The following is a 22,837-nucleotide window of genomic DNA, read 5'->3' on the forward strand; positions in this document are numbered from 1 at the left end:
ACGGGGCTGGCCGGCACAAACTTGCCGGCCAGCCTTGCCGGCCTGCGGAAGCTTCTGTAGAGCATCGCAGGATCACCAGGCAGGACAGACAATGAGCAAGCGCAAGATCAGCATTTTCGGTTCCACCGGATCGATCGGTGTGAACACGCTCGATGTGCTATCGCAAGCCAGTCAACAAGATCAGTACGAGATTCTCGCCCTCACCGGAGCCGGCAATATCGAACGCCTCGCCAAGCAGGCGCGCGCGGCAGGTGCCCGCATGGCGGTAACCGCTGATGAGACCCGCTACGGCGAACTGAAGGACGCGCTTGCCGGGACGGGCATTGCCGTTGCCGCTGGCCCATCCGGTCTTCTTGAAGCCGCCGATCTCGAGGCTGACTGGGTTATGGCGGCCATCGTTGGCACGGCCGGTCTTGCGCCGACACTGCGCGCCGCCTCGCGTGGTGCCGATATTGCGCTTGCCAACAAGGAATGCCTGGTTTCGGCAGGCTCGTTGTTCGTTGAGGCGATCAGAACCGCGGGCGGACGCCTGCTGCCGGTCGACAGCGAACATTCGGCGATCTTCCAGTGCCTGGAGCAACAGAACCGGGCCGCCCTCGAGCGGATCGTGCTGACGGCTTCGGGCGGGCCTTTCCGGACCTGGAGCCGCGAAGAGATGGCCAACGTTACGGCCGACATTGCGCGGGTGCATCCGAACTGGTCGATGGGGCTCAAGATCTCGATCGGCAGCGCGACCATGTTCAATAAGGCGCTGGAAATCATCGAGGCGAAGCATCTGTTCGATGTCGAACCGGATCAGATCGAGGTGGTGGTGCATCCGCAATCGATCATTCATTCGATGGTCGGCTATCGCGATGGTTCGGTAATCGCCCAGCTCGGCGCGCCGGATATGCGGACCGCGATCGGTTATGCGCTCACTTATCCCGTGCGGCCCGACCTGAATGTCGAGCGGCTGGATTTTGCGCGTCTGGCGCGGCTTGATTTCGAGGCGCCGGACGAAGAGCGCTTCCCGGCCCTGCGGCTTGCCAGGTTGGCGCTTGCGCGGGGCGGTCTGCAAGGCGCGATCCTCAACGCGGCTGAGGAGACCTCGTTCCACGCTTTCGTCGACGGCAGGATCGGATTTCTGGATATGGCCGTTGTCACCGAACAGACAATGGATGCAATGGTCGATTGGTCGGCGGCGACTGACATTGAGGCCGTTTTCGCCGCCGATGCCGAAGCACGACGGATTGCCGCGCAAACGATTGCTAGTACCAAGCGTCGATGATAGAAACCGATTGCGTGGGACCCGACACCTTCATCCGACGCGGAGCAGACCGGAGAGCGATGCTTAGGCATCGGTCAAGGATTGCGACAAAGTCGGGGAAGGATGTCCGGCCCATCCGAAGGACCGGGCGCTTTTGCCCTCCGGACGTCGTCGAAAATCCGCGCCGGACCTTCTGGTCCGTCTGTGGTTTTCTCCTCGCCGGAAACCAAAATCGCTCCGGCGCAATCAGTTCCTATCATCGACGCTTGGTATAACCGCTCTTCCTGATCCCTTTTCGGGATCAGGCATAGATTGCGTTGGTGATGTCGACCGGGAAAGCGCCGGTGCACCCTTCAAGCGCCGTGTTCGACATCAGCACCATAGAGAGCCCGTTGGCCGGATCCACGAACCAGCTATTACCATAGACGCCGCCCCATCGCACCGTTCCGGGCGAAGAGGGCTGGCCAGACAGGGCTGAATCCGTGACAACCGCGCCGAAGAAACCGAAGCGCATGCCGGGGTCGTAGGGCAGAAGGCCGATCTGGTTCGACATGCCGGCCGAAACGATCTCGTTGCCCAGAACAGGGGCTCCGCCGGTACGAAGGCACTCAAGGAAAGTCATGAAATCCCCGGCCGTGCCAACCATGCCGGCGCCGCCCGACTGATAGGCGCGAGCGTTGAACAGGCGGGCGGGGGAAAAGGACAATGTCCAGCCGTCGGGATCACGGCCAACCCAGGGATCGGGCATGCGAATGGCTGCTGTTTCACCATCCGCATAGGGTGTTGCCAGCCGCTTCATGTCCGTGACGTGGAAATGGGTATCGACCATGCCAAGCGGCGCGGTAATATAGTGCGAGACCGCTTCCTCCAGCGTTCCGCCATGCACCTTGGCAATCAGGGCGCCGAGCACATCCGTCGAGGGGGAATAGGCCCATTGGCTTCCAGGTTCGAAAGCCAGTCCGCGTTTGTTGAACCGACTGAAATTGGTGTCGAAATCGAGATCGGTGTTCGACAGGCCGCAATTGATGGCGAGGTCGGGCGGCAGTCGCTCCAGTTCCGGATCGTAAGCCATTCCTGACGTATGAGTCAGCAGATGGCGAATGGTCACTTGGGCCGGGGTCCCGTCGGGGTTGGGAGGCTGAAACCAGTTCAGATGGTCTGATATGAGGCTGTCGAGTGAAAAGAGGCCCTTCTCGATCATCGCCAGTGCCGTTGCTGCCACCAGAGGCTTGGTGACGGAGGCAAACCGGAAGATCGTATCCAGTTCGACGGGGATCTGAGCCTCACGATCTGCCATGCCTGCAGCTCGGGTAAAGACAGGCGCGCCATTCTTGCGCACCAGAATTGCCGTCCCCACGATCCGCCCGGCTTCGATTGCGGTATCAATGATGCGGTTCAAACGGTCTTCAAGTGTCATTGTCGATGCCCAAAATCAAAATGCGGACCATGTGTCCATGATCCGCATTGAGAAGGCAAGCGTGTTTGCGCCGATCAGGCGACGGCGCGCGCCAGGGCGCATTGGGCCCAAAGCGAATGAAGCGAATTGACCAGATGTTCGATATCGCCATCCGAATGATAGGGCGCTGGCGTGATGCGCAGGCGCTCGGTCTTCTTCGGAACCGTAGGATAATTGATCGGCTGCACATAGATGCCGAAATTGTCGAGGAGCAGATCGGAGATCCACTTGCACTTGGCCGCATCCTTCACCATCACCGGCACGATATGGCTCGGATTGTTGAGGTGCGGAATGCCATTGGCGTCCAGTGCAGCCCGCAGCTTGCGGACGCGTTCCTGGTGGCGGGCCCGCTCCAGCTGGCTTTCCTTCAGATGCCGGATCGAAGCCAGTGCGCCGGCGGCAATCGCGGGCGGCAGCGAGGTCGTGAAAATGAAACCGGATGCAAAAGAGCGAATGAAGTCGACGAGATAGGTCGAGCCAGTGATATATCCGCCCATGACGCCGAAGGCCTTGCCAAGCGTACCTTCAATCACCGTCAGGCGATGCATCTGGCCGTCGCGCTCGGCGATACCGCCGCCACGCGGCCCGTAAAGACCAACCGCATGCACTTCATCGAGATAGGTCATGGCGCCGTATTTATCGGCGAGATCGCAGATCTCCTTGATCGGGGCGATATCGCCGTCCATCGAATAGACCGATTCGAAGGCAATCATCTTCGGGGCGGAAGGATCGGCTGCTGCGAGCTTTGCTTCGAGATCCTGCAGGTCGTTATGCTTCCAGATGACGCGTTCGCATTTGGAATGGCGGATGCCTTCGATCATGGAAGCGTGATTCCCGGCATCGGAAAAGGCGATCATGCCGGGAATCTTGGAACAGAGCGTCGTCAGCGATGCCCAGTTGGACATGTAGCCGGAATTGAATAGAAGCGCGGCTTCCTTGCCGTGCAGATCGGCGAGTTCGCGCTCGAGAAGCACGTGATAATGGTTGGTTCCGGAGATGTTGCGGGTTCCACCGGCACCGGCGCCACAGTGATCAAGCGCCTCTTTCATTGCCGCGATGACTTTGGGATGCTGGCCCATTCCAAGGTAATCGTTCGAGCACCAGACGGTCACTTCCTGCGTACCGTTTTCGGTGTGGCGAACGGCCTTCGGAAACTTGCCGGCCTGGCGTTCCAACTCGGCGAAGACCCGATAGCGGCCTTCCTGATGCAGGCCGTCCAGCGCGTCCTTGAAAAAAGCTTCGAAATTCATTCCGGTCTCCAGACTTTCGACGACTGTTCTGTTTTGAATCATTCCAATCGTCAACCCCCGGCAGGTAAATTTGCCCCTTGCCGCGGCGTTAGAACGCATCACCTTACAGTGATCTTCGAAAAGAGTCCTACCGGAACAAGCTTGCCCGGCCTTGACACAAATCAAGGCCGGGCAAAAAGACGTGGTCTCTGAACGATTTCGTCAGAATTCCTGCCAGCTTGCATCGACAGCCAAGGCCGCATTGCCTGCAGTGCGGAGTTTGGGCTGCGCCCTGACGGGCGCCGGGTTCTTGGCAGGAGGTTGGATTTTTGCCACCGGCCGCGCGCTGATCGTGCTTGGTCGCGCCCTTCCGGTGGTAAACTGGCCCAACTGCTGGGCAATATGGGCAGCTTCATCGGCAAGCTTGCGGCTTGCGCCATTGGTCTGCTCGACCATGAGCGCGTTTTCTTGTGTGCCTTTGTCGATGTTGTTGACGGCGGAGTTGATCTCGGCGAGCGCCATCGTCTGTTCCCGCGAAGATTCGAAAATCGACTGGACATGCTGGTTGATCTCGCCGACTTCCTCGACGATCGCACCCAGCGCCTTGCCGGTCTGGTCAACCAGCGAGACCCCGTTTTTCACCTGCTCGCCGGAACGGGTAATCAGATCCTTGATTTCCTTTGCGGCTTTGGCCGACCGCTGGGCGAGTTCGCGCACTTCCTGAGCAACGACGGCGAAACCCTTGCCGGCTTCACCGGCACGAGCGGCCTCGACGCCTGCATTGAGAGCCAGAAGATTGGTCTGGAAAGCGATCTCGTCGATCACGCCGATGATGTTGGAAATCGACTGTGACGACTGCTCGATGCCGCTCATTGCATTGACAGCAAGCTTGACGATTTCTCCGGACTTTTCCGCACCTTCGCGCGTTCTCGACACGAGTTCGGATGCTTCCTGTGCACGTTGAGACGACTGTTTGACGGTGGTGGTGATTTCCTCCAGGGCCGCTGCGGTCTGTTCGACAGATGCAGCCTGGCCTTCGGTGCGGCGGGAAAGGTCTGCTGCGCTGGAACGAATGTCTTCGGCTTCACCATGAATGGCGCGGGCCGATTCTTCCAGATTGGCGATCGTGTTGGCAAGCTGTTCGGAGGCACGATTGAATTCATCGCGCATGGCGCTGTAGGCCGGCGGCAGGTCCTCGGTGATCCTGTGATCAAGTCGGTGATCGGCAAGCGCGGTGATCGCCTTGCCGAAGACGCTGGAAACCGTGCGCGCTTCTTCCATGACCTGCGCCTGCGAGGCCTGCAACGCATTTTCCTTCTCGTCGATATAGACGGAAATCGCCAGGTCCATGTCCAGAAGCACAGCCTTGATCAGGCTGCCGAGACTTTCACCCAGAGCATCGGCGTCACAGGTTTTCTTCGAGAACAAGCCGCCCTTCGGCACATGGGCCTTGATAACCTCCTTCACCAGGTGATCAAGGATCATGGCATAGCCGCCAATGTACCATTGAGGCTCAAGGCCGATCTTGGCATGCATGGCGCCGATCGCCTGGACCTTACGGCCATAATCCTGGTTGAAATTGCCAGAGGAGATATTGGCCCAGTGCCCCACCTGCGCTTTCTTGGCGCCGGCGATATGGTTGTCGGACTGAAAGAACCGGCTGACTTCCGGCGCTTTGCGGACAGCATTGTAAAAATGGTCCAGTGCCACCGGTAGCTCTGCTTCGACGATCGGCTTTATCGCTGCAATCCTGGCTCTGCTCGCAGAATCGAGTTGCATGAACTCCAGTCGGCGCTCGATGTCAGCTTGGTTCACGGATTGGGGGGAATTCATTCTTTGGGCCTCTCGTAAAAGGGTATGCGATGAAAATTTTTGAGTCATCGATAGTCCTCTTTTCCTATCGGCGAAGAATGAATATTTATTAAATGTCAATTTCAATTATCTAAAATAAAAGATGCTGAAACCATTGATTTAAATCCATTTAAATAAAAATACCCGCGCCTCATTTCAAAGACGCGGGTACCGTTTCAGTTTTTAGATGAGATCGAAGGCAGGCGTTTAAGATGCCGCGACTGCCCTCTTGGCCATCACGCGGACCAGATTCGCCCGGTATTCCGACGAACCATGCAGGTCCGCCATCAGGTCGGAAGAATCGACTTCCACCGAAGCAACGGCGTCAGGCGACCAATTGGCAGAGAGTGCTACCTCCATCGCCTCATGGCGGAACACGCCTTCGGAGCCGGCCCCGGTTACCGCGACGCGAACCGACCCGTCCTGACCTTTGGCCACGAAGACGCCGGCCATTGCATATCGCGAGGCCGGGTTCGGGAACTTCGCATAACCGGCCTTGGCGGGAGCTTCGAACTCGAAAGCGACGATGATTTCGCCGGGTTCGAGCGCGGTATCGAACAGGCCCTGGAAATAATCATCCGCCGCGATCGAACGCTGGTTGGTGATGATCGTCGCGTTGAGGGCAAGAACGGCAGAGGGATAATCGGCTGCCGGGTCGTTGTTGGCTACCGAGCCGCCGATCGTTCCCATATGCCGGACATGCGGATCGCCGATCATGCTCGCCAGACGGCAGAGCGCCGGGCAGACAGCATTGATCGCCGCCGAGGTCGCGACGTCGAAATGCGGCGTTGCTGCACCGATCCGAACCTTGGTTCCCGAGACGGTAATGCCCTTCATTTCCGGAACATGGCGCAGATCCACGAGATCGGAAGGCGCGGCCAATCGCTGCTTCATGGTCGCAATCAGAGTCATGCCGCCCGAGAGATACTTGGCTTCGTCGCCCTGCTCGAAGAGCTTGGCGGCATCGGCCACGGAAGACGCGCGGTGGTAGTTGGTATTGTACATGGTCTCTCCCCCCAATCAGGCGTTCGCCAGTGCCCAGACCTTTTCAGGGGTCGCGGGCATGTCGAGCTTGTTGTTGCCGATCGCATCGGTGATCGCATTGATGAGTGCCGGCGGCGAACCGATGGCACCGGCTTCACCGCAACCCTTGATGCCGAGCGGATTGCCGGGGCAGGGTGTGCACTGATGCGATACTTCGAAACTCGGCAGGTCATCGGCGCGTGGCATGGCGTAATCCATGTAACTTGCCGTCAGAAGCTGGCCATTTTCGTCGTAACGCACACCTTCGAGAAGTGCCTGGCCGATACCCTGGGCGATACCGCCATGCACCTGACCTTCAACGATCATCGGGTTGATGATATTGCCGAAATCGTCGGCAGCCACGAAGCGGCAGATCTCGGTCTTTCCTGTTTCGGGATCGACCTCGACTTCGGCGATATAGCAGCCGGCCGGGAAGGTGAAGTTGGACGGATCGTAGAAGGCGCTTTCCTTGAGGCCAGGCTCCATGCCGGCCGGCAGGTTATGAGCGGTGTAGGCCGCCAACGCCACCTGGAACCAGGGCAGCTTCTTGTCGGTACCGGCCACCACCAGTTCGCCATTTTCAATGACGATGTCGCTCTCGTCGGCTTCCATCAGATGGGCGGCGATCTTCTTGGCCTTGGCTTCGACCTTGTCGATCGCCTTCACGATGGCGGACATGCCGACGGCACCGGAACGGGAACCATAGGTGCCCATGCCCATCTGCACCTTGTCGGTGTCGCCATGGACGATGTTGACATTCTCGATCGGAACTCCGAGCCGCTCCGCCACCAATTGCGCGAAGGTGGTTTCATGGCCCTGCCCATGGCTGTGCGAGCCGGTCAAGACCTCGATCGTTCCGACGGCATTGACGCGCACTTCAGCCGATTCCCACAGGCCGACGCCGGCGCCGAGCGAACCGACTGCAGCCGACGGCGCGATGCCGCAGGCTTCGATGTAACAGCTCATGCCGATGCCGCGCAGTTTGCCGCGCGCCTTCGATTCCGCCTTGCGGGCCGGAAAGCCGTTCCAGTCGATTGCTGTCATCGCCGCATTGAGCGAAGCTTCGTAATCGCCGGCATCGTAGTTCATGATGACCGGGGTCTGGTAGGGGAAGGTGCGGACGAAGTTCTGCCGACGCAGCTCTGCCGGTGACACGCCCAGTTCGCGAGCCGCGGTTTCCACCGTCCGCTCGAGAAGATAGGTCGCTTCCGGCCGGCCTGCGCCGCGATAGGCATCGACCGGGACCGTGTTGGTATAAACGGTCCGGACGTTGCAGTGGATTGCCGGGATCGCATACTGGCCCGACAGCAGCGTCGCATAGAGATAGGTCGGAACCGACGACGAAAACAGCGACATGTAGGCGCCGAGATTGGCGATCGTGTCGACCTTGAGCCCGATGATGTTGTTGTTGGCATCAAAGGCCATCTTGACGGTCGAGACATGGTCGCGACCGTGCGCATCGGTGAGGAAGGCTTCCGTGCGGTCCGAGGTCCATTTCACCGGCACGCCGGTTTTTTTCGACGCCCAGAGACAGACGATCTCTTCCGGATAGATGTAGATCTTGGAGCCGAAGCCGCCACCGACATCGGGTGCGATGACGCGCAGCTTGTTTTCCGGCGCGACATTGTAGAAGGCGCTCATCACCAGACGGGCGACATGCGGATTCTGCGATGTCGTATAGCAGGTGTAATGGTCTTCCGACTCGTCATAGATGCCGAGTGTGGCACGCGGCTCCATCGGGTTTGGCGACAGACGATTGTTGACGATCCTGATTTCCGTGACATGGGCGGCACGGGCAATCGCGGCATCGGCTGCAGCCGAATCGCCGATTTCCCAGTCGAAGATCTGGTTGTGGGGCGCTTCCGGGTGAAGCTGCGGGGCGCCGGGTTTCAGGGCGTCAACTGCTTCGATCACCGCATCGAGTACCTCGTAATCGACGGAGACCTGTTCGGCCGCATCGCGGGCTTCGCCGACACTGTCGGCGACCACGATCGCCACAGCATCGCCGACATAGCGAACGGTATCGACAGCCAGCGGGCGCCAGGCGCCCATCTTCATCGGCGAGCCATCCTTGGAATGGATCATCCAGCCGCAGATAATGTTGCCGATACCGTCATCCAGCAGTTGTTTTCCGGTCAGAACATCGATCACGCCCGGCATTGCCTTGGCTTCGCTGACATCGATGCTCTTGATCTTGGCATGCGCGTGCGGGCTGCGTACGAAGAACGCATATCGCATGCCTGGTGCGGTCATGTCGTCTGTATACCGGCCCTTGCCGGTCAAAAACCGTTTGTCTTCCTTGCGCGCAACGCGCGCTCCAATGCCTTCAACGCCCATCGGTTCCTCCTCCGATAAATAGCGAACAATCAATCCTGCGCCCGGATCATCCCAGCCGTTTCGTCATGCGAAAAGGGCGGGGGCATCCAGAGGCGCACCAGATCACTCGGCAGCTTGCTTGACCTTCATGGAGTCGGCTGCGCTCAGCACCGACTTGACGATATTGTGGTAACCGGTGCAGCGACAGATATTGCCTTCCAGCTCGTGGCGAACCGTTGTCTCGTCGAGTTCGCCGCCATGACGATTGATCATGTCGACAGCGGTCATGACCATGCCCGGCGTGCAGAAGCCGCATTGCAGGCCGTGATTTTCCTTGAAGGCAGCCTGAACCGGATGCAGTTCGCCGTCCTTGGCCAGTCCCTCGATCGTGACGATCTCGGATCCGTTGGCCTGAACGGCGAGGATGGAACAGCTCTTCACCGAGCGGCCGTCCATGTGAATGGTGCAGGCGCCGCACTGCGTCGTGTCGCAGCCGACATGCGTTCCCGTCAATCCAAGATTGTTGCGAATGAAATTGACCAGCAGCGTACGGTCCTCGCACTCGCCGCTCACGCGACGGCCGTTCACCGTAAGAGTTACTTTCGTCATCATATCCTCCCTAGGGTAGAACCCGCGACGATGTTGCCCAGTTTTTAAAGCGCTTCCAAGCCTGCTCTTCGAAAATATTTTTCTGCGAAGTGGCAACTGACGCATGAATGAGACAGTGCCAGAAAACCGGCCCCGACCGGCTCCCGCTGGCGCTCTCCGGATTTTCCATATTTTAAACCATATTGCGCCATAAGGGCTGACAGGGGGCCGGGGGATCATCCAGTCTGGCACTCACCGTGACGCATGTTGTTCGGATCCCAATTTCCCAAAAGGGTCCCTAACGGAGGCAAACGTATGTACAAAGCTGTCGCTATTCTTCTTGCAGGCCTGGCCGTTGCCGGCTGCACCCGCACCGAAAAGTCCGTAACGCTCGGTGCCGCATCCGGCGCCGTGATTGGTGGCGTTCTCACGAACAATGTCCGTGGCGCAGCCCTCGGTGCGGTTGTTGGCGGTGTTCTCGGCGCTGTGGCTGCCCAGCCGGGCCAGTGCTACTATCGCGACCGCTTCGGCCGCCGCTATATCGATTCCTGCCCGCGTGGCTATCGCCATCCGCGCGCTCGTGTCGTCGTCCGGATGTAACCCATCCTGACCCATAGTATAAACGGCCGGAGGCAGCCGCCTGCGGCCGTTTGTGTTTTGAGCCGCACCTAGCCTTGAACGTTCAAAGGCCAGCGCAGGCATGACGATGCCGGTCTGCCGGAATGGCAGCGTCTCGGGTAATGTTTCGATGAAGAGTTGTGGTGCGCCTGAGCGATGGGTTTGTGGACGGCATCGCGCAAACAAGATGGTGCCCCATGCCGGACTCGAACCAGCACTCCTTTCGGAACTCGATTTTGAGTCGAGCGCGTCTACCAATTCCGCCAATGGGGCCAGCAGCAATAGACAATGCGGCGGACTATACGAATGATGGTGCGGTGGTCAATTTCTTTTTCGCAATTGCCGCCCTCAAAACACAAAAGCATCCTGCCCCGCCAGGCGGCGTTCACGCGCTTGTGTTGACCGCGGCCAAACGCCTATTTGCAAAACGAAATGGCCCGGCCTAAACACGCTCAAAAGAATTGCGGACGCTTTCATGCTCAAACGCCTCTATGACTGGACCATGCGGCTCGCGGAACGCCCGTCAGCCGAAATCTGGCTCTTCATCATCTCCTTCATCGAAAGTTCGGTGTTTCTGGTTCCCGCCGAAGTGCTGTTCCTGCCGATGGCGATCGCCAATCCGAGGAAAGTCTGGCGTTATGCCCTGATCGCCTCGCTCGGCTCGATCCTGGGTGGGGTGGCTGGCTGGATGATCGGTTATTTCGCCTTCGAGGCGATTGCCCGGCCCGTGCTCGAATTCTATGGAAAGCTCGGCGAATTCGAACAGTTGAAGTCCGCCGTGTCGGAGGAGCTGATCGCCCTCTTTCTGTTCACGTCCGGCGTGGCGCATCTGCCGCCGCTCAAGATCGTGACGATTCTCTCCGGCGTCCTGCATGTCAATCTTCTGATGTTCTTCATTGCGGCCGTGATCGCCCGTGGCGGCAAGTTCATGCTGCTTGCGTGGCTGTTCGCCAAATTCGGCACGCCGATCCGCGATTTCATCGAAAAACGCCTCAACCTGCTTGCCGGTAGCGCTGCCATGGCGCTGATCCTCGCCTATCTCCTCTATCTCGCCCTCAAGAACTGAGATCCTGCCATGTCCGGCCTATCATCGCGTCCCCTGCTTCTTCCCGCACTCCTGCTGACAGCCGGCCTTGCCGTTGTTGTTCTTTCGGCGCTCGGGTTTGAACATATCGGCGGCTATGTGCCCTGTGCGCTCTGCCTGCTGCAGCGTTGGCCCTACTATATCGGCGTGCCGATCGGGCTCGCGGCGGCGCTTGCCGCCGGTCTCGACGCGCCGCCGGTGGTGGTGCGCGGCCTTATCGGCCTGATTGCCATCATAATGGTGGTTTCAGCCGGGCTCGGCGTCTACCATTCTGGTGTCGAGTGGGGCTTCTGGGAAGGACCAGTGACCTGCTCGACCTCGGTCAATGCCATTGCCAAGGATACAGGCGGATTGCTTGATGATCTCTCCAGCCAGCATGGTCCGTCCTGTACGGAAGCGAGCCTTCGGGTGCTCGGCCTCTCCTTCGCCGGCTGGAACGTGCTGACATCGCTGGCGCTGGCCGCCTATGCCTTCGTGACGGCGCGGCGCAAGGTCTGACAAACCCGGGTCGAAGTCAGGGCTGCAGCTCGGTATCCCAGTAGAGATAGTCCATCCAGCTTTCGTGCAGATAGTTTGGCGGGAACAGCCGGCCATTGTTGTGCAGGTCCTGCACGGTCGGCCGATATGGGGTCTGACGCGGAATCATGCCCGCCTGGCGTGGCAGTTTCGAGCCCTTGCGCAGGTTGCAGGGTGCACAGGCCGTCACGACATTTTCCCACGTTGTCTGTCCTCCGAGCGCACGCGGTGTCACGTGATCGAAGGTCAGATCATCCTCGCAGCCGCAATACTGGCATTCGAACCGGTCGCGCAGAAAGACGTTGAAACGGGTGAAGGCCGGAAAGCGCGATGGCTGCACATAGGATTTCAGGCAGACAACGCTCGGCAGTCGCATCGTGAAACTCGGCGAGGAGACCGACTGGTCATACTCGGCGATGATGTTGACGCGATCGAGGAACACGGCCTTGATTGCATCCTGCCAAGACCATAGAGACAAAGGATAATAACTCAGAGGGCGGTAGTCAGCATTCAGAACCAACGCCGGAAGAGACTGGGGTGATACTGCAATCGTCAAGTCAGTCTCCTGAACGATTCGAATTCCCTGCCCCTTCATACTAGGCGTATTGCAACAAGATTGTGAAGCCCTGAACGTTAACGGAGTTTCAAGTTTTTTGTCGCGCTGCAACGGGGCTTGCGTCGGAACGGACGCAAGTCGCGTAATAGGCCCAGAGCAGGCGTGCCGCAGCCGAACGATGCGGCTGCCATGCGGCCGAGATCTTCCGCATTGCCGCAGTGTTTGGTCGGTTCTCCAGCGTGAAGGCATGGCCGTAGGCGGCCTGAAGTGCGACGTCGCCGGCGGGGAAGATGTCGGGGTGGCCGCCGGCAAACAGAAGAAAGACTTCCGCCGTCCAGGCGCCAATGCCGCGCACGGCGCTCAATCTTGCAATGGCTGCCTCGGACGGGAGATGACGCAATTCGTCGAAATCGATCGCGCCGGAACAGGCTTCCGCCAAGGCGCGCAACGCCTGTGCCTTGGCACCGGACAGGCCAATCGCCCGCATCGCTCCATCATCGAGGGCAAGGATGTCGCCCGGAGCAACTGTAGCGACCGCTGCCACCAGCCGCCGCCAGATCGCATCGGCCGAAGCTCGCGACACCATCTGCGCGACGATGGAATAGGCCAGACCTTCATAATCAAACGGCGCGCTGCGCAGCGGGACAGTGCCTGCGAGGTTGGCGACATGGCGGAATTCGGGCACTGCTGCAATCAGCCGATCAATCGCATCGGCCAGATCGGTCTCGTTCAGGATCAGTGTCGAGCCCACTCAGAAGCGGTCCTTGCGCGCCCGGACCTCTGCAAACACTTCCCAGTCTTCAGCCGTCTCCATCCCAAGCAGGGTCCGGATTTCGCCTGATTGCGGCCGCAGGAACGGGCTGGTTGCCTTTTCGAGCCCGATCGTGGTCGGAGCAGTGAAGTTACCCTGGGAAACGGCGCTTTCGATAGCGGCAGCACGGTCGACAAGGGCCTGGTTGCCGGGTTCGATCGTCAGGGCGAAGCGGGCATTCGACAGCGAATACTCGTGGCCGAAATAGACCTTCGTTTCATCCGGCAGCGCTGCGAGTTTTGCAAGTGACGTCCACATGTCACGGGCAGGGCGTTCAAACAGACGACCGCAGCCGAGGGCGAACAGGGTATCGGCCGAGAAGAGGAGCCCGTCCTGCGGCAGATGGTAGCAGACATGGCCGGCCGTATGGCCGGGAGTCTCGATCACATCCACCGGATGACCGGCAAAATCGAAGCGGTCGCCGTCACCGACAGTCCGGTCGATACCTGGAATCCGGTCCTTCTCGTTGACCGGCCCGGTGATGGTGATACCGAACGCCGCTTTCAGTGCCAGATTGGCCTCGACATGGTCGGGATGATGATGGGTAGTGAAGATATCGGTCAGATGCCAGCCCCGGCGCTCGAGCGCGGCAAGAATGGGCGCTTCTTCCGGTGCGTCGATCGATGCCGTCCGCCCGCTCACGGGATCATGCATGAGAACGCCGTAATTGTCGCTGCGGCAGCGGAAGAGTTCAATTGCAAGCTCCGTCATCGTTCCGATCCTTGATATGTTCGTAGGGCCAGGGCGGCATTGATTCATTGTTGGGGCCTGAAAGTAGTGGCCCGAGACTTGAAGTCCAGCCCGCGACGGCTACATTCCGCCCATGCATACCGATATTGTCGACCTCAGGCAGTTTTACAATTCCCAGATCGGCCGCTTTGCCGAAGCGTCGATCAATGCCGCACTCGACCGGCTCTGGACGCGATTGCCGGAAGAGCGGCTGGTGGGGCTCGGTTATGCTCTGCCCTATCTCGAACATTTCAAGGCAGGCGCAGAACGCACTTTCGCCTTCATGCCGGCAGGTCAGGGTGCCATCAACTGGCCGCCCGGTTCGCTTTCGGCAACGGCGCTGGTGTTCGATGAGGAACTGCCGTTGCCGGATGCCTCTATCGACCGTTTCCTGCTCGTCCATTCGCTGGAATTTGCCGAGAATCCGCGCGAGATGCTGAAGGAAATCTGGCGAACACTCGCGCCCGGCGGGCGGTTGGTCATCGTCGTGCCGAACCGGCGCGGCGTCTGGGCCCGTTTCGAACATACGCCCTTCGGGGCGGGGCGGCCCTATTCGCGCGGTCAGCTGGTGACGCTGCTCAGGGAAACCAACTTTACGCCGGGCGCCTTTACGGATGCGCTTTTCTTTCCGCCCTACCGGACGCGTCCCTTTCCCGATCTCTTCTTCCGGATGGAGCGGATCGGTCGCCGGATCATGCCCTTTTTCTCGGGTGTCATTGCGGTGGAGGCTGAAAAGCGCCTCTATCAGGGACTGCCGGTCTTCGCGCGAGCATCGCGCCGCGTCTTTGCACCTGTCCTGTCGCCGCAAGGCATCCCTTCGGCCCGGCTTGGGGCACTCGACAAATAGCATGGCCTTGTCTATTGGCTCTGCCAACCGAAAAACCTCGGACAGAGCGCCATGACTGACATGCAATTCGAAAAGATCGCCCTGATCGGCATCGGCCTGATCGGATCGTCCATCGCGCGGGCCATTCGCGAGAAAGGGCTTGCGCGCGAGGTTGCCATTTCAACCCGCAGCTCGGAGACGCTGAAGCGGGCCGAGGAACTGGGGCTCGGTACGAGCTATCACACAAGTGCTGCCGAAGCTGCCGAAGAGGCCGATCTCGTCATCGTTTCGGTTCCGGTCGGTGCATCGGGTGCCGTGGCTGCCGAAATCGCAGTCGCCCTGAAGCCGGGTGCGATCCTGACCGATGTCGGCTCGACCAAGGCATCGGTGATCCAGCAGATGCTTCCGCACGTGCCGGATGGCGTCCATTTCATTCCGGGCCATCCGATCGCTGGTACCGAACATTCGGGCCCTGATGCCGGGTTTGCCGATCTTTTCCAGGGGCGCTGGTGCATTTTGACACCGGTTGCCGGTACTGCGCTCGAACCCCTGGCTAGGCTGAGGCTGTTCTGGGAAACGCTGGGTTCGAAAGTAGACGAGATGGAGCCCGAGCATCACGACAAGGTGCTGGCGATCGTTTCGCATCTGCCCCACATCATCGCCTACAATATTGTCGGAACGGCAGCGGATCTCGAAACGGTGACCGAATCCGAAGTCATCAAATATTCCGCGTCGGGCTTTCGCGATTTCACCCGTCTTGCCGCTTCCGATCCGGTCATGTGGCGCGACGTCTGCCTGCACAACAAGGACGCCATCCTGGAAATGCTGGCCCGGTTCTCGGAAGATCTCGCCTATCTCCAGCGTGCGATCCGCTGGGGCGAAGCCGACAAATTGTTCGATCTCTTCACCCGGACGCGCGCCGTGCGCCGCTCGATCATCGAGGCCGGGCAGGATACTGCCGCTCCCGATTTCGGCCGTCACATCAAAGGCGGCAATTGACTTTGCCGGGCGCGTTCGGCTTTCTTGTTATTTCCGGCCGAGCGACATGATCTTTTCGCGAATGAGGCGGGCCATGTTGCGGGTGTTGCTGTAGAGGTGCAGCTGGGTTGCGACCTGACGGGTGTCGCGGTCGGAGTTCGGCGTCAGCCCGATCACCAACGTTCCCATCTCCTCGCGCTCGGACCATAGCCGGCTCATGATCGGATGATCGGGCACGGCGCAGGAATCGGTCCGGACGATATTGGCGTCGTCGAGATGCCATTCGGTCAGATGCGCCGTCAGAAGCTTGCCGGGCGAGTATTTGGCATAGTCTTCGTTATAGGCCGTCTTCCAGGTGTAGGCTTCGCCGTTCATCATCAGCACGATCATGGAGGCGATCGCCTGACCTTCGAGGTCGATCGTATGAATGCGGGCGGCATCGATTTCGGCAAGATTGTTGACCGCCTCACGGGCAAAGGCGGCTCGATAACGATCAGACAGCATGGCGGAACGCTTCTTGCCCTTCCAGCCGGATGCTTCCAGAAGCAGGAACTCCTCCATGCGCGCCCGGATTTCCTGCGGCTGGCGTGCCACGACATATTCGGTGCGCCCCAGCTTCTCCAGATGGGACCATTGGCGCCGCATTTCTCGCATGTGGGACGAGCGAACATTGCGCTTGAGATAGGTTTCGCCATCCGCGAGGCTTTCGAGCATCGGCCGCCAATGCTGGTTGGTCACCGTGATCGGCATGTTGCGCGAAATCGCGATCGCCTTGGCAATGCGTGCGAACATGCCCCCCAAACGGATATCCGGTAGAACCAATACCCTGGGCAGCCGGTTGCCGGCCTTGCCGAGTGCATCGAAGAAGTTGTCGAGGGTTTCGGCGGCATTTTCCGCATCAACGAGTGGGGTTCCGATCGGGCCGAACGGGTTGGCCCAGGCCCGGATGATCGGTGTTCCAATGGAAAAGCCCGGCTTTTCGATCGAATACGGCATCAGCAAACGCAGCCGGCTGCGGGCGCCGTCTTCATCACGGATGATGGCGAGGTTGATATCCTTGTCCTCGAGCCGCGGCATGGCCGGGGCAAGGAAACGGCTGGTGAAGAACACGTTCGGTTCCACCGCACGATTGGAGAGAAAGTCCAGCTCTTCCTGCAGGCCATAGCCGGCGGTAGCGGGATAGAGCGAAAGCGTGCGGCCTGCCTTGGTCGTTTCAAGGGTCTGCAGCGGTATCGGACGCGGTTCGGGGCGGCCGATCTCTCCATGAGCCAATTCGAGCGAAGCATTGAACGCTTCTTCGTGAAAGGTGGGAGCGTGAGCCATGAGCACTATTCCTTCGAACCGTCTGCCGCGACAGGATGCCGGGCAAAGGCAAAGAGGGTAATGGAAAGCCGGTTGCGCACCGCAAGATGGAGCATGATTGCCTCGATCCACATCGCACCTGCTGCAGCGAGAGCCGCACCTTCGATCCCGAGCATCGGAACGAGAAGAAGGTTGAGGATGATGTTGGCGGCAAGGGCGACGGCATAGAGCTTGACGCAGAGGATCTGTTCACCGGCCATGGTGAGAAGCGATTCCGCCGGCCCGACCAGCGATCGTCCGAGCACGCCCAGGAACAGGATCACCATCACATCGAAACCGCTCACGAAACCCGATCCGAACATGGAGAGCAGGAATTTGCCGAACAGCAGGGCCGTTAGCCCCACCGCAAGGACCGGCCAGAAGGTCCAGCGCGTGCTGCTGAGCGCGAATCTTGCGAGCCCGGAGCGGTCTTCTGCAGCATAGAGAGCGGAGAACTGCGGTCCCGATGCCGCCTTGACCGAGAACATCACGAACTGGACGAAGGCAATCGTCTTGGAGGCGGCAAAATAGATGCCCACTTCGCCGGGCGGTAGGAAGAGGCCAGTGACAACAGTGTCGGAATTGGTAAGCAGGAAGCCGAAGCCTTCGATGAGGAAGATCGGCAGGGCCACCCGCACCCAGGCACCAAATTCCACCCGTCTCGGGCCGGTTTCAAAGGTCTTCCTCAGCCGGTGATCGATGTTGAAGAACTGCACGACCGTCGTCAGGTAGGTTGCGGCAAGCCCCGCGGTCATGGCCGTCACGGCAGTCTTCGGTTCGCCGAAATGGACAAAACCGATCATGAAGACGAGAATGAGCAGTGGACGGATGATGTAGGTCGGCGAGAGTGCAATCAATGCCCAGGAGTTGGCCCGGGCGGTGCCCTCCATCGTATCGCCAAGCGCGATCATCGGCAGGATGAAGAGGCCGATCGTCAATGGAATGAGATAGTAGGATTCGATTGTTTCGCCAAACAGCGACAGGGCGAAATAGCCAAGAAGCGCGACGGTGCTGGACGAAACCAGCGCGAAGATCCGCGCCGTCGTTGTCAGCCCGCGGACCTGATCGATATCGTTGTTGGTGACGAATTCTGGCAGGAAGCGGATCTGGGCTGAATGGAAGCCCAGGCAGGACAGGTTGCCGACGAGAATGACGAGAACCCAGACGAAGACGAAGATGCCATATTCATGCTCGCCCATCATGCGGGCCATGATGATCTGCGAAACGAAGGCAATGGCTGCTGAAATGACCCGGATCACGAAGGCGATCAGCGCCATGCGGCTGGCGGCGCCATTGGCGTCCTTCGCGCCCAGTCGCGCACGCAGACGTGAGGCAAGGGCGAAGGTTCGCCGAATGCTCTTCTCCGGCAGATCCGCTTCGGATGCCTGGACCACGGTCATGATACGCGATACTCGATTCGTTGACGCAAAAAGGACTGTCCCCTTCTGCCACATCGAAGTTAAGAAACGGTTCGACAGCGTGCCACGGGCGAGTTCCCGAACGGAAAACCTGGTCAGTTGATATCGTCGGGCAACATTGGAAGGGCCGCGATCTCGACCCCTTCCTCGATCAGCGCTTCGGCTTCTTCCGGTGTCGCCTTGCCGATCAGCCCGCGGGCTTCGGCTTCGCCATAATGGATTTTTCGAGCTTCCTCAGGGAACCGCTCGCCGACATCTTCGGCATTGGCCTTGATCTCGTTGACGATCTCCCGCAGGCGTCCGATCATTTCCTTGTGAGCATTGTCCATCACAAGGGCCTGCGTTGCCTCTTTCTGGCGTCCCGTGGTGACATTCGGCGCCATCAGCATCTTGGAGACAGAGGCCGAGCCGCAAGCGGGGCAGGTGATCAGCCCGCGCTCCGTCTGGGAATCGTAATCGGCGCTCGAGGCGAACCAGCCTTCGAACTTATGATCGCGATCACATTGAAGCGAATAATGAATCACCGTTCTGTACCGTTCAGATCAGAGCGACTGCAGGCTGAAATCGCGGGCATTCTTGAGGTTGGGGATCTTGGCGCGCGCATCGGCGGTTTCGGCCAGATCGATCTCGGCCGTGATCACCGCTTCACCCGTGCCTCCAGCCTCAGCCAGGATGCGGCCCCAGGGATCGACGATCAGCGAATGGCCATAGGTTTCGCGCCCATCCTCGTGCAGACCCGCCTGGGCCGCAGAGATCAGGAAGGCACCGTTTTCAATGGCGCGGGCCCGGGTCAGAACGTGCCAGTGCGCTTCACCGGTCTGACGGGTGAAGGCGGCCGGGGCTGTGAGAATCTGGCTGCCGGCGAGTGCTTCGGTGCGGAACAGTTGCGGAAAGCGCAGGTCGTAACAGATCGCAAACGCCAGACGGGCAAAGGGAAGCCCAATGCTGACCGCATTTTCGCCGGGACGATAGACGGCGCTTTCGCGCCAGCTCTCGCCATTGTCGAGATCGACATCGAACATATGGATCTTGTCGTAACGGCAAAGCACGGATCCATCGGGCGCAAACAGGAAGGCGCGATTGGCGATCTTGCCGTCATCAAGCGCGATCGCTGTCGAGCCGATATGGAGATAGATGCCGAGTTCACCAGCAAGCTTTACTGCGCGGGCGACGATAAGATCGTCCTTTTCAGACCGCAGAACCGCGAGCAGTCCCTTGCGGTCCTTCTGGACGGCACCGGTCATCTCTGGCGTCTGGACGTAGAGGGCGCCCTCGGCCTTTGCCTGGCGCACGAGCGCTTCCATGCGATCGGCATTGATCTCGGGATCAACACCCGAGCACATCTGAACGGCAGCAACTTTGACCATGATTACCTCGCCAGCATCGGATCGAGCTTGCCGGCGCGATCAAGCGCATGCAGGTCATCGCAACCGCCGACATGGTCTCCATTGATGAAGATCTGCGGGAAGGTGTTGCGGCCATGGGCCTTTTCGATCATTTCGGAGCGGATTTCCGGGCGTCCCGTGGCATCATGTTCGACGAAATCCACGCCCTTGTCCGCCAGAAGAGCCTTGGCGGATGCGCAATAGCCGCAGAACTGGCGTGTATAGATGATCACCTGTGCCATAGGACCTTCCTGTTTGACCGCGACAATGGGCCTTAGCCTGTCACGACCTGTCATATAATCCCTGGTGCGACCATTGCAAAGGTCAGGACCGAGACATTTGCTGCACCAGCGCGCAGCAGAACCTTGGTTGCGGCGGAGGCTGTGGCTCCCGTCGTATAGACGTCATCGACAAGAACAAGGCGACGACCGATGATGTTCGGGAGTGCTTGCTCCGGAACCGAAAATGCGCCTTTGAGATTCTGCTGCCGTGCCGTTTTGCGCAAGCCGACCTGCCGTTCGGTGGAGCGGGAACGATAAAGAACCGTATCGAGCGCGGGAATGGCGGTGAGAGCGGAAAGGGCGCGGCTCAATTCGGCTGCCTGATTGTAGCGTCGTGAAAGGCGCCGCATTCGATGCAGCGGCACGGGCACAAGCCCGTCGCAATCGGCCAGAATGTCGGTACCGGCGCGCTGCATCCACCGCGCCATCATTGGCGCGAGTTCGGTCCGGTCACCATATTTCAGTGCATGGACCAGTTCGCGCGCCGGACCCTCGAAAAGGCAAGCCGAGCGCAAGCGGCTAAAAACCGGAGGGTTGGCGATCGCTTCCGGCGACAGCGCACCGCCGCCGTAATCATAGGGAAAGGGTGTACCCAACACATCGCAGAAGGGTCGCTCGATCAGCGTCAGGCCAGACCAGCAGGTTGGACACAGTGCGCCATGTTGGGCCTGCATGCGCCCGCAGGAGGGACATGCGGGCGGAAACAGAAAATCAGCAATTGGATGGGCGGCAAAGGAGATGCTCTTGCGGAACCGATCCGCCAGGCCAGATCCGAGGCTCTGTTTGGTTTCTCCGTCCAGCCGCATTTATCCTGTTTAGCTGCAGCCCTTGGCCGCATAAGCCTGGTTGATAGCGTCAACCTTGCCCTTGGCAGAGGCCACCGCGGCTTCCTGATCCTTGCCGCGCATGGAGGCCACCGGCACGTGGATCACGGCCATCGCAGCCTGATCCTGCTGGGCGGCGCGCAACTGCGCTTCCTCGACTCTTGCGAGTTCGGCAGCCGCGGCGACCTTTTCGGACGACAGTTGCGGGCACTCCATAGCCATGTACGGATCGGCTGAAACTGCCACAGCCTGGATATCATCCGGCATCTTGGCGCAACCGGCCGCCAGCAGGGCGAGGAGGAGAAAGCTTTTCTTCATGAGAACGAACTCGAATTTCTGAACAGAGGATCTTACGCCAGACAGGGGCGTTCAGATCATTTTTCACGCCTTGTCGGGATTTGCAATTGGCAATCGGCAATTGATTGGTGGCCCGTTCCAGGAAACGCGACCGTCAGGGATGTAATTCGAGTGCGATGGGTTTTGGCGCAGCCGGTGGCGCCAGGGGATAGGCTTCCTCGATGACGTAGGGTCCGCCGCCAACCGAATCGCGGGAGGACATCAGCACGAACCGCGGAACGACAAAGGGGCCTGCGGCAAAATTTCCCCGTCCGGTCAGATAATGAACCACATCATCAACGCGGGCACCCTTGAGGCGCGCAAGCGTGACATGCGGAGTGAACTTGCGTGGATCAGCCGACAGACCCAGCCGCTGGCAGATCCGTTCTATCTCGCCCTGCAGTGCCATCAGGTCCGGCGAGGACATCACACCAGCCCAGATACTGTGCGGTTTCTTGGAGCCGAAAAAGCCGGTGCCGCTGAGGGTCAGCGAAAATTGCCGCCGGTTGACCCTGTCGAGTGCGGCGGCGACTTCGTCTGCCGTCCGATGATCGATGTCGCCGATGAAGCGGAGAGTGATATGGTAATTCTCGCGATCGATCCACCGGGCTCCCGGCACGCCGCCCCGCAACAGCGAAAGGCTCATGGCCACGCTCTGCGGAATTTCGAGGGCGATGAACAATCTCGGCATGACGAGCTCCTCGAATCGCTTCTTGAGCCTTCAGCGAATCATTGATCCTGCTGCAGCGCAATCCCCGAAATTTATTTTGCACTGCAAGCAGGGCGATCAGGGTTTGAGCGTCGCCAGGAATTTTTCCGCCGTCGGCAGGAATTTTTCGGCCATCACGGCTGTTCCAGCCCCGTTGGGATGCATGCGATCCTTGAGCTGGTTCTCAGGCTTGAGCGTCACGCCATCGAGAAAGAACGGGTAGAAGGTGAGGTTATGTTTTTCGGCAAGCTCTTTGAAGATCGGGTTGAAGCGGGCTTCGTATTCGCTGCCCATGTTGGGTGGCGCCAGAATTCCGGCCAGGAGCACCGGAATGCCGCGCTCCTTCAACCTGAGGATCATGGCCTCGATGTTCTTTCGGCTCTCTTCCGGTGAAAGGCCACGCAGGGCATCGTTGGCGCCCAGCTCCAGGATCACGCCATCGGTGCCGTCCGGCACCGACCAGTCGATCCGGGCAAGCCCATCGGCGCTGGTGTCACCGGAAACGCCGGCATTCGCGATCACGACATCGTGACCCTTCTGCTTGAGCAATGTTTCGAGACGGGCTGGAAAGGCTTCTTCGGGCGGCAACTCGTAGCCAGCCATCAGCGAATCCCCGAAGCCGACGAGGTTGAACGTCCGGGCTTCAGCGGTTCCAATCGTGAGCAAGGCCGAAAATATAGCTGCCGCTAGAACTTTAAATCGCATGCCGGTTCTCC

At 59.6% G+C, this 22,837-nt stretch carries 24 protein-coding genes and 1 tRNA gene; 6 read left to right on the forward strand and 19 right to left on the reverse strand.

Translation table 11 applies throughout. The annotated features are described in order from the left end of the window. The first annotated feature begins 91 nt into the window (after window positions 1–91). A complete protein-coding gene (gene dxr, locus Q4481_RS12650) occupies window positions 92–1,267 on the forward strand; it encodes a 1-deoxy-D-xylulose-5-phosphate reductoisomerase (RefSeq protein WP_304376738.1) in 1,176 nt (391 codons plus the stop codon). A gap of 280 nt (window positions 1,268–1,547) precedes the next feature. Here dxr and Q4481_RS12655 read toward each other — a convergent pair whose 3' ends face one another. The 6 genes from Q4481_RS12655 to Q4481_RS12680 form a co-directional block, all read right to left on the reverse strand. Next, window positions 1,548–2,663, reverse strand: a complete 1,116-nt coding sequence (locus Q4481_RS12655; protein WP_304376739.1) for a serine hydrolase domain-containing protein — start codon at window positions 2,661–2,663, stop codon at window positions 1,548–1,550. A gap of 74 nt (window positions 2,664–2,737) precedes the next feature. Next, entirely contained in the window at window positions 2,738–3,952 is a 1,215-nt protein-coding gene (gene hemA / locus Q4481_RS12660; RefSeq protein WP_304376740.1) for a 5-aminolevulinate synthase, read from the reverse strand. A 201-nt stretch (window positions 3,953–4,153) separates the two neighbouring features. Continuing rightward, on the reverse strand, window positions 4,154–5,812 hold the full coding sequence (locus Q4481_RS12665; protein ID WP_377353746.1) for a methyl-accepting chemotaxis protein: 1,659 nt from the start codon (window positions 5,810–5,812) through the stop codon (window positions 4,154–4,156). 177 nt (window positions 5,813–5,989) lie between these two features. After that, window positions 5,990–6,787 (reverse strand): FAD binding domain-containing protein, encoded by a 798-nt coding sequence (locus Q4481_RS12670; protein WP_304376742.1) that lies wholly within the window; start codon window positions 6,785–6,787, stop codon window positions 5,990–5,992. A gap of 15 nt (window positions 6,788–6,802) precedes the next feature. After that, a complete protein-coding gene (locus Q4481_RS12675; RefSeq protein ID WP_304376743.1) occupies window positions 6,803–9,142 on the reverse strand; it encodes a xanthine dehydrogenase family protein molybdopterin-binding subunit in 2,340 nt (779 codons plus the stop codon). 102 nt (window positions 9,143–9,244) lie between these two features. Then, a complete protein-coding gene (locus Q4481_RS12680) occupies window positions 9,245–9,730 on the reverse strand; it encodes a (2Fe-2S)-binding protein (RefSeq protein WP_304376744.1) in 486 nt (161 codons plus the stop codon). Between the two features lie 294 nt (window positions 9,731–10,024). Here Q4481_RS12680 and Q4481_RS12685 point away from each other — a divergent pair, with 294 nt between their 5' ends. Continuing rightward, window positions 10,025–10,309 (forward strand): YMGG-like glycine zipper-containing protein, encoded by a 285-nt coding sequence (locus tag Q4481_RS12685; protein WP_304376745.1) that lies wholly within the window; start codon window positions 10,025–10,027, stop codon window positions 10,307–10,309. 206 nt (window positions 10,310–10,515) lie between these two features. Here the strand turns inward: Q4481_RS12685 and Q4481_RS12690 are convergent. Next, window positions 10,516–10,600, reverse strand: a tRNA-Leu gene (locus tag Q4481_RS12690). A 202-nt stretch (window positions 10,601–10,802) separates the two neighbouring features. Here Q4481_RS12690 and Q4481_RS12695 point away from each other — a divergent pair. After that, the gene (locus tag Q4481_RS12695) at window positions 10,803–11,393 is read left to right on the forward strand and encodes a YqaA family protein (protein ID WP_304376746.1); all 591 of its coding nucleotides are present in this window, start codon (window positions 10,803–10,805) and stop codon (window positions 11,391–11,393) included. A gap of 9 nt (window positions 11,394–11,402) precedes the next feature. Further along, complete coding sequence (locus tag Q4481_RS12700; protein WP_304376747.1) at window positions 11,403–11,909, forward strand: disulfide bond formation protein B; 507 nt, start codon at window positions 11,403–11,405, stop codon at window positions 11,907–11,909. Window positions 11,910–11,925: 16 nt separating this feature from the next. On the opposite strand, the gene Q4481_RS12705 is transcribed toward Q4481_RS12700, so the two are convergent. The 3 genes from Q4481_RS12705 to gloB form a co-directional block, all read right to left on the reverse strand. Next, on the reverse strand, window positions 11,926–12,483 hold the full coding sequence (locus Q4481_RS12705) for an HNH endonuclease (protein WP_304376748.1): 558 nt from the start codon (window positions 12,481–12,483) through the stop codon (window positions 11,926–11,928). 88 nt (window positions 12,484–12,571) lie between these two features. Beyond that, a complete protein-coding gene (locus tag Q4481_RS12710; protein ID WP_304376749.1) occupies window positions 12,572–13,234 on the reverse strand; it encodes a DNA-3-methyladenine glycosylase family protein in 663 nt (220 codons plus the stop codon). Next, window positions 13,235–14,005: a hydroxyacylglutathione hydrolase gene (gloB, locus tag Q4481_RS12715; RefSeq protein WP_304376750.1), complete on the reverse strand. Its 771-nt coding sequence runs from the start codon at window positions 14,003–14,005 to the stop codon at window positions 13,235–13,237. It lies immediately after the preceding gene. Between the two features lie 103 nt (window positions 14,006–14,108). On the opposite strand from gloB, the gene Q4481_RS12720 reads away from it, so the two are divergent. Next, window positions 14,109–14,870 carry a class I SAM-dependent methyltransferase gene (locus tag Q4481_RS12720; RefSeq protein WP_304376949.1) on the forward strand — a complete coding sequence of 254 codons (762 nt, stop codon included), beginning with the start codon at window positions 14,109–14,111 and terminating at the stop codon, window positions 14,868–14,870. A 51-nt stretch (window positions 14,871–14,921) separates the two neighbouring features. Then, window positions 14,922–15,848: a prephenate/arogenate dehydrogenase family protein gene (locus Q4481_RS12725; protein ID WP_304376751.1), complete on the forward strand. Its 927-nt coding sequence runs from the start codon at window positions 14,922–14,924 to the stop codon at window positions 15,846–15,848. A gap of 27 nt (window positions 15,849–15,875) precedes the next feature. Here Q4481_RS12725 and Q4481_RS12730 read toward each other — a convergent pair whose 3' ends face one another. From Q4481_RS12730 to Q4481_RS12770, 9 genes are all read right to left on the reverse strand, one after another. Beyond that, window positions 15,876–17,150 carry a GNAT family N-acetyltransferase gene (locus tag Q4481_RS12730; RefSeq protein WP_304376752.1) on the reverse strand — a complete coding sequence of 425 codons (1,275 nt, stop codon included), beginning with the start codon at window positions 17,148–17,150 and terminating at the stop codon, window positions 15,876–15,878. Between the two features lie 5 nt (window positions 17,151–17,155). Then, a complete protein-coding gene (locus Q4481_RS12735; RefSeq protein ID WP_304376753.1) occupies window positions 17,156–18,568 on the reverse strand; it encodes an oligosaccharide flippase family protein in 1,413 nt (470 codons plus the stop codon). 113 nt (window positions 18,569–18,681) lie between these two features. Further along, complete coding sequence (locus Q4481_RS12740; RefSeq protein ID WP_304376754.1) at window positions 18,682–19,110, reverse strand: DUF1178 family protein; 429 nt, start codon at window positions 19,108–19,110, stop codon at window positions 18,682–18,684. Between the two features lie 18 nt (window positions 19,111–19,128). Further along, the gene (locus tag Q4481_RS12745; RefSeq protein ID WP_304376950.1) at window positions 19,129–19,956 is read right to left on the reverse strand and encodes a carbon-nitrogen hydrolase family protein; all 828 of its coding nucleotides are present in this window, start codon (window positions 19,954–19,956) and stop codon (window positions 19,129–19,131) included. Continuing rightward, window positions 19,956–20,213 carry a glutaredoxin 3 gene (gene grxC, locus Q4481_RS12750; RefSeq protein WP_304376755.1) on the reverse strand — a complete coding sequence of 86 codons (258 nt, stop codon included), beginning with the start codon at window positions 20,211–20,213 and terminating at the stop codon, window positions 19,956–19,958. Before grxC ends, Q4481_RS12745 begins: the two co-directional genes overlap by 1 nt. Before the next feature lie 50 nt (window positions 20,214–20,263). After that, entirely contained in the window at window positions 20,264–21,058 is a 795-nt protein-coding gene (locus Q4481_RS12755; protein WP_304376756.1) for a ComF family protein, read from the reverse strand. Window positions 21,059–21,067: 9 nt separating this feature from the next. Next, window positions 21,068–21,394, reverse strand: a complete 327-nt coding sequence (locus Q4481_RS12760; protein WP_304376757.1) for a hypothetical protein — start codon at window positions 21,392–21,394, stop codon at window positions 21,068–21,070. A 133-nt stretch (window positions 21,395–21,527) separates the two neighbouring features. Beyond that, window positions 21,528–22,103, reverse strand: coding sequence for an RNA 2',3'-cyclic phosphodiesterase (gene thpR, locus Q4481_RS12765; RefSeq protein ID WP_304376758.1), 576 nt, complete (start codon window positions 22,101–22,103; stop codon window positions 21,528–21,530). A gap of 96 nt (window positions 22,104–22,199) precedes the next feature. Then, on the reverse strand, window positions 22,200–22,826 hold the full coding sequence (locus Q4481_RS12770; protein ID WP_304376759.1) for an arylesterase: 627 nt from the start codon (window positions 22,824–22,826) through the stop codon (window positions 22,200–22,202). Window positions 22,827–22,837: the final 11 nt, after the last annotated feature.

This window comes from Fluviirhizobium alvei, assembly GCF_030551875.1.
Lineage (GTDB): Bacteria > Pseudomonadota > Alphaproteobacteria > Rhizobiales > Rhizobiaceae > Rhizobium_E > Rhizobium_E alvei.

Bases quoted from the DNA above. Each gene is read 5' to 3' on its own strand.
- dxr (WP_304376738.1), top strand. From the start codon at position 92: ATGAGCAAGCGCAAGATCAGCATTTTCGGTTCCACCGGATCGATCGGT.
- Q4481_RS12655 (WP_304376739.1), bottom strand. From the start codon at position 2,663: ATGACACTTGAAGACCGTTTGAACCGCATCATTGATACCGCAATCGAA.
- hemA (WP_304376740.1), bottom strand. From the start codon at position 3,952: ATGAATTTCGAAGCTTTTTTCAAGGACGCGCTGGACGGCCTGCATCAG.
- Q4481_RS12665 (WP_377353746.1), bottom strand. From the start codon at position 5,812: ATGACTCAAAAATTTTCATCGCATACCCTTTTACGAGAGGCCCAAAGA.
- Q4481_RS12670 (WP_304376742.1), bottom strand. From the start codon at position 6,787: ATGTACAATACCAACTACCACCGCGCGTCTTCCGTGGCCGATGCCGCC.
- Q4481_RS12675 (WP_304376743.1), bottom strand. From the start codon at position 9,142: ATGGGCGTTGAAGGCATTGGAGCGCGCGTTGCGCGCAAGGAAGACAAA.
- Q4481_RS12680 (WP_304376744.1), bottom strand. From the start codon at position 9,730: ATGACGAAAGTAACTCTTACGGTGAACGGCCGTCGCGTGAGCGGCGAG.
- Q4481_RS12685 (WP_304376745.1), top strand. From the start codon at position 10,025: ATGTACAAAGCTGTCGCTATTCTTCTTGCAGGCCTGGCCGTTGCCGGC.
- Q4481_RS12695 (WP_304376746.1), top strand. From the start codon at position 10,803: ATGCTCAAACGCCTCTATGACTGGACCATGCGGCTCGCGGAACGCCCG.
- Q4481_RS12700 (WP_304376747.1), top strand. From the start codon at position 11,403: ATGTCCGGCCTATCATCGCGTCCCCTGCTTCTTCCCGCACTCCTGCTG.
- gloB (WP_304376750.1), bottom strand. From the start codon at position 14,005: ATGACGGAGCTTGCAATTGAACTCTTCCGCTGCCGCAGCGACAATTAC.
- Q4481_RS12725 (WP_304376751.1), top strand. From the start codon at position 14,922: ATGACTGACATGCAATTCGAAAAGATCGCCCTGATCGGCATCGGCCTG.
- Q4481_RS12730 (WP_304376752.1), bottom strand. From the start codon at position 17,150: ATGGCTCACGCTCCCACCTTTCACGAAGAAGCGTTCAATGCTTCGCTC.
- Q4481_RS12735 (WP_304376753.1), bottom strand. From the start codon at position 18,568: ATGACCGTGGTCCAGGCATCCGAAGCGGATCTGCCGGAGAAGAGCATT.
- grxC (WP_304376755.1), bottom strand. From the start codon at position 20,213: ATGGCACAGGTGATCATCTATACACGCCAGTTCTGCGGCTATTGCGCA.
- Q4481_RS12755 (WP_304376756.1), bottom strand. From the start codon at position 21,058: ATGCGGCTGGACGGAGAAACCAAACAGAGCCTCGGATCTGGCCTGGCG.
- Q4481_RS12760 (WP_304376757.1), bottom strand. From the start codon at position 21,394: ATGAAGAAAAGCTTTCTCCTCCTCGCCCTGCTGGCGGCCGGTTGCGCC.
- thpR (WP_304376758.1), bottom strand. From the start codon at position 22,103: ATGCCGAGATTGTTCATCGCCCTCGAAATTCCGCAGAGCGTGGCCATG.
- Q4481_RS12770 (WP_304376759.1), bottom strand. From the start codon at position 22,826: ATGCGATTTAAAGTTCTAGCGGCAGCTATATTTTCGGCCTTGCTCACG.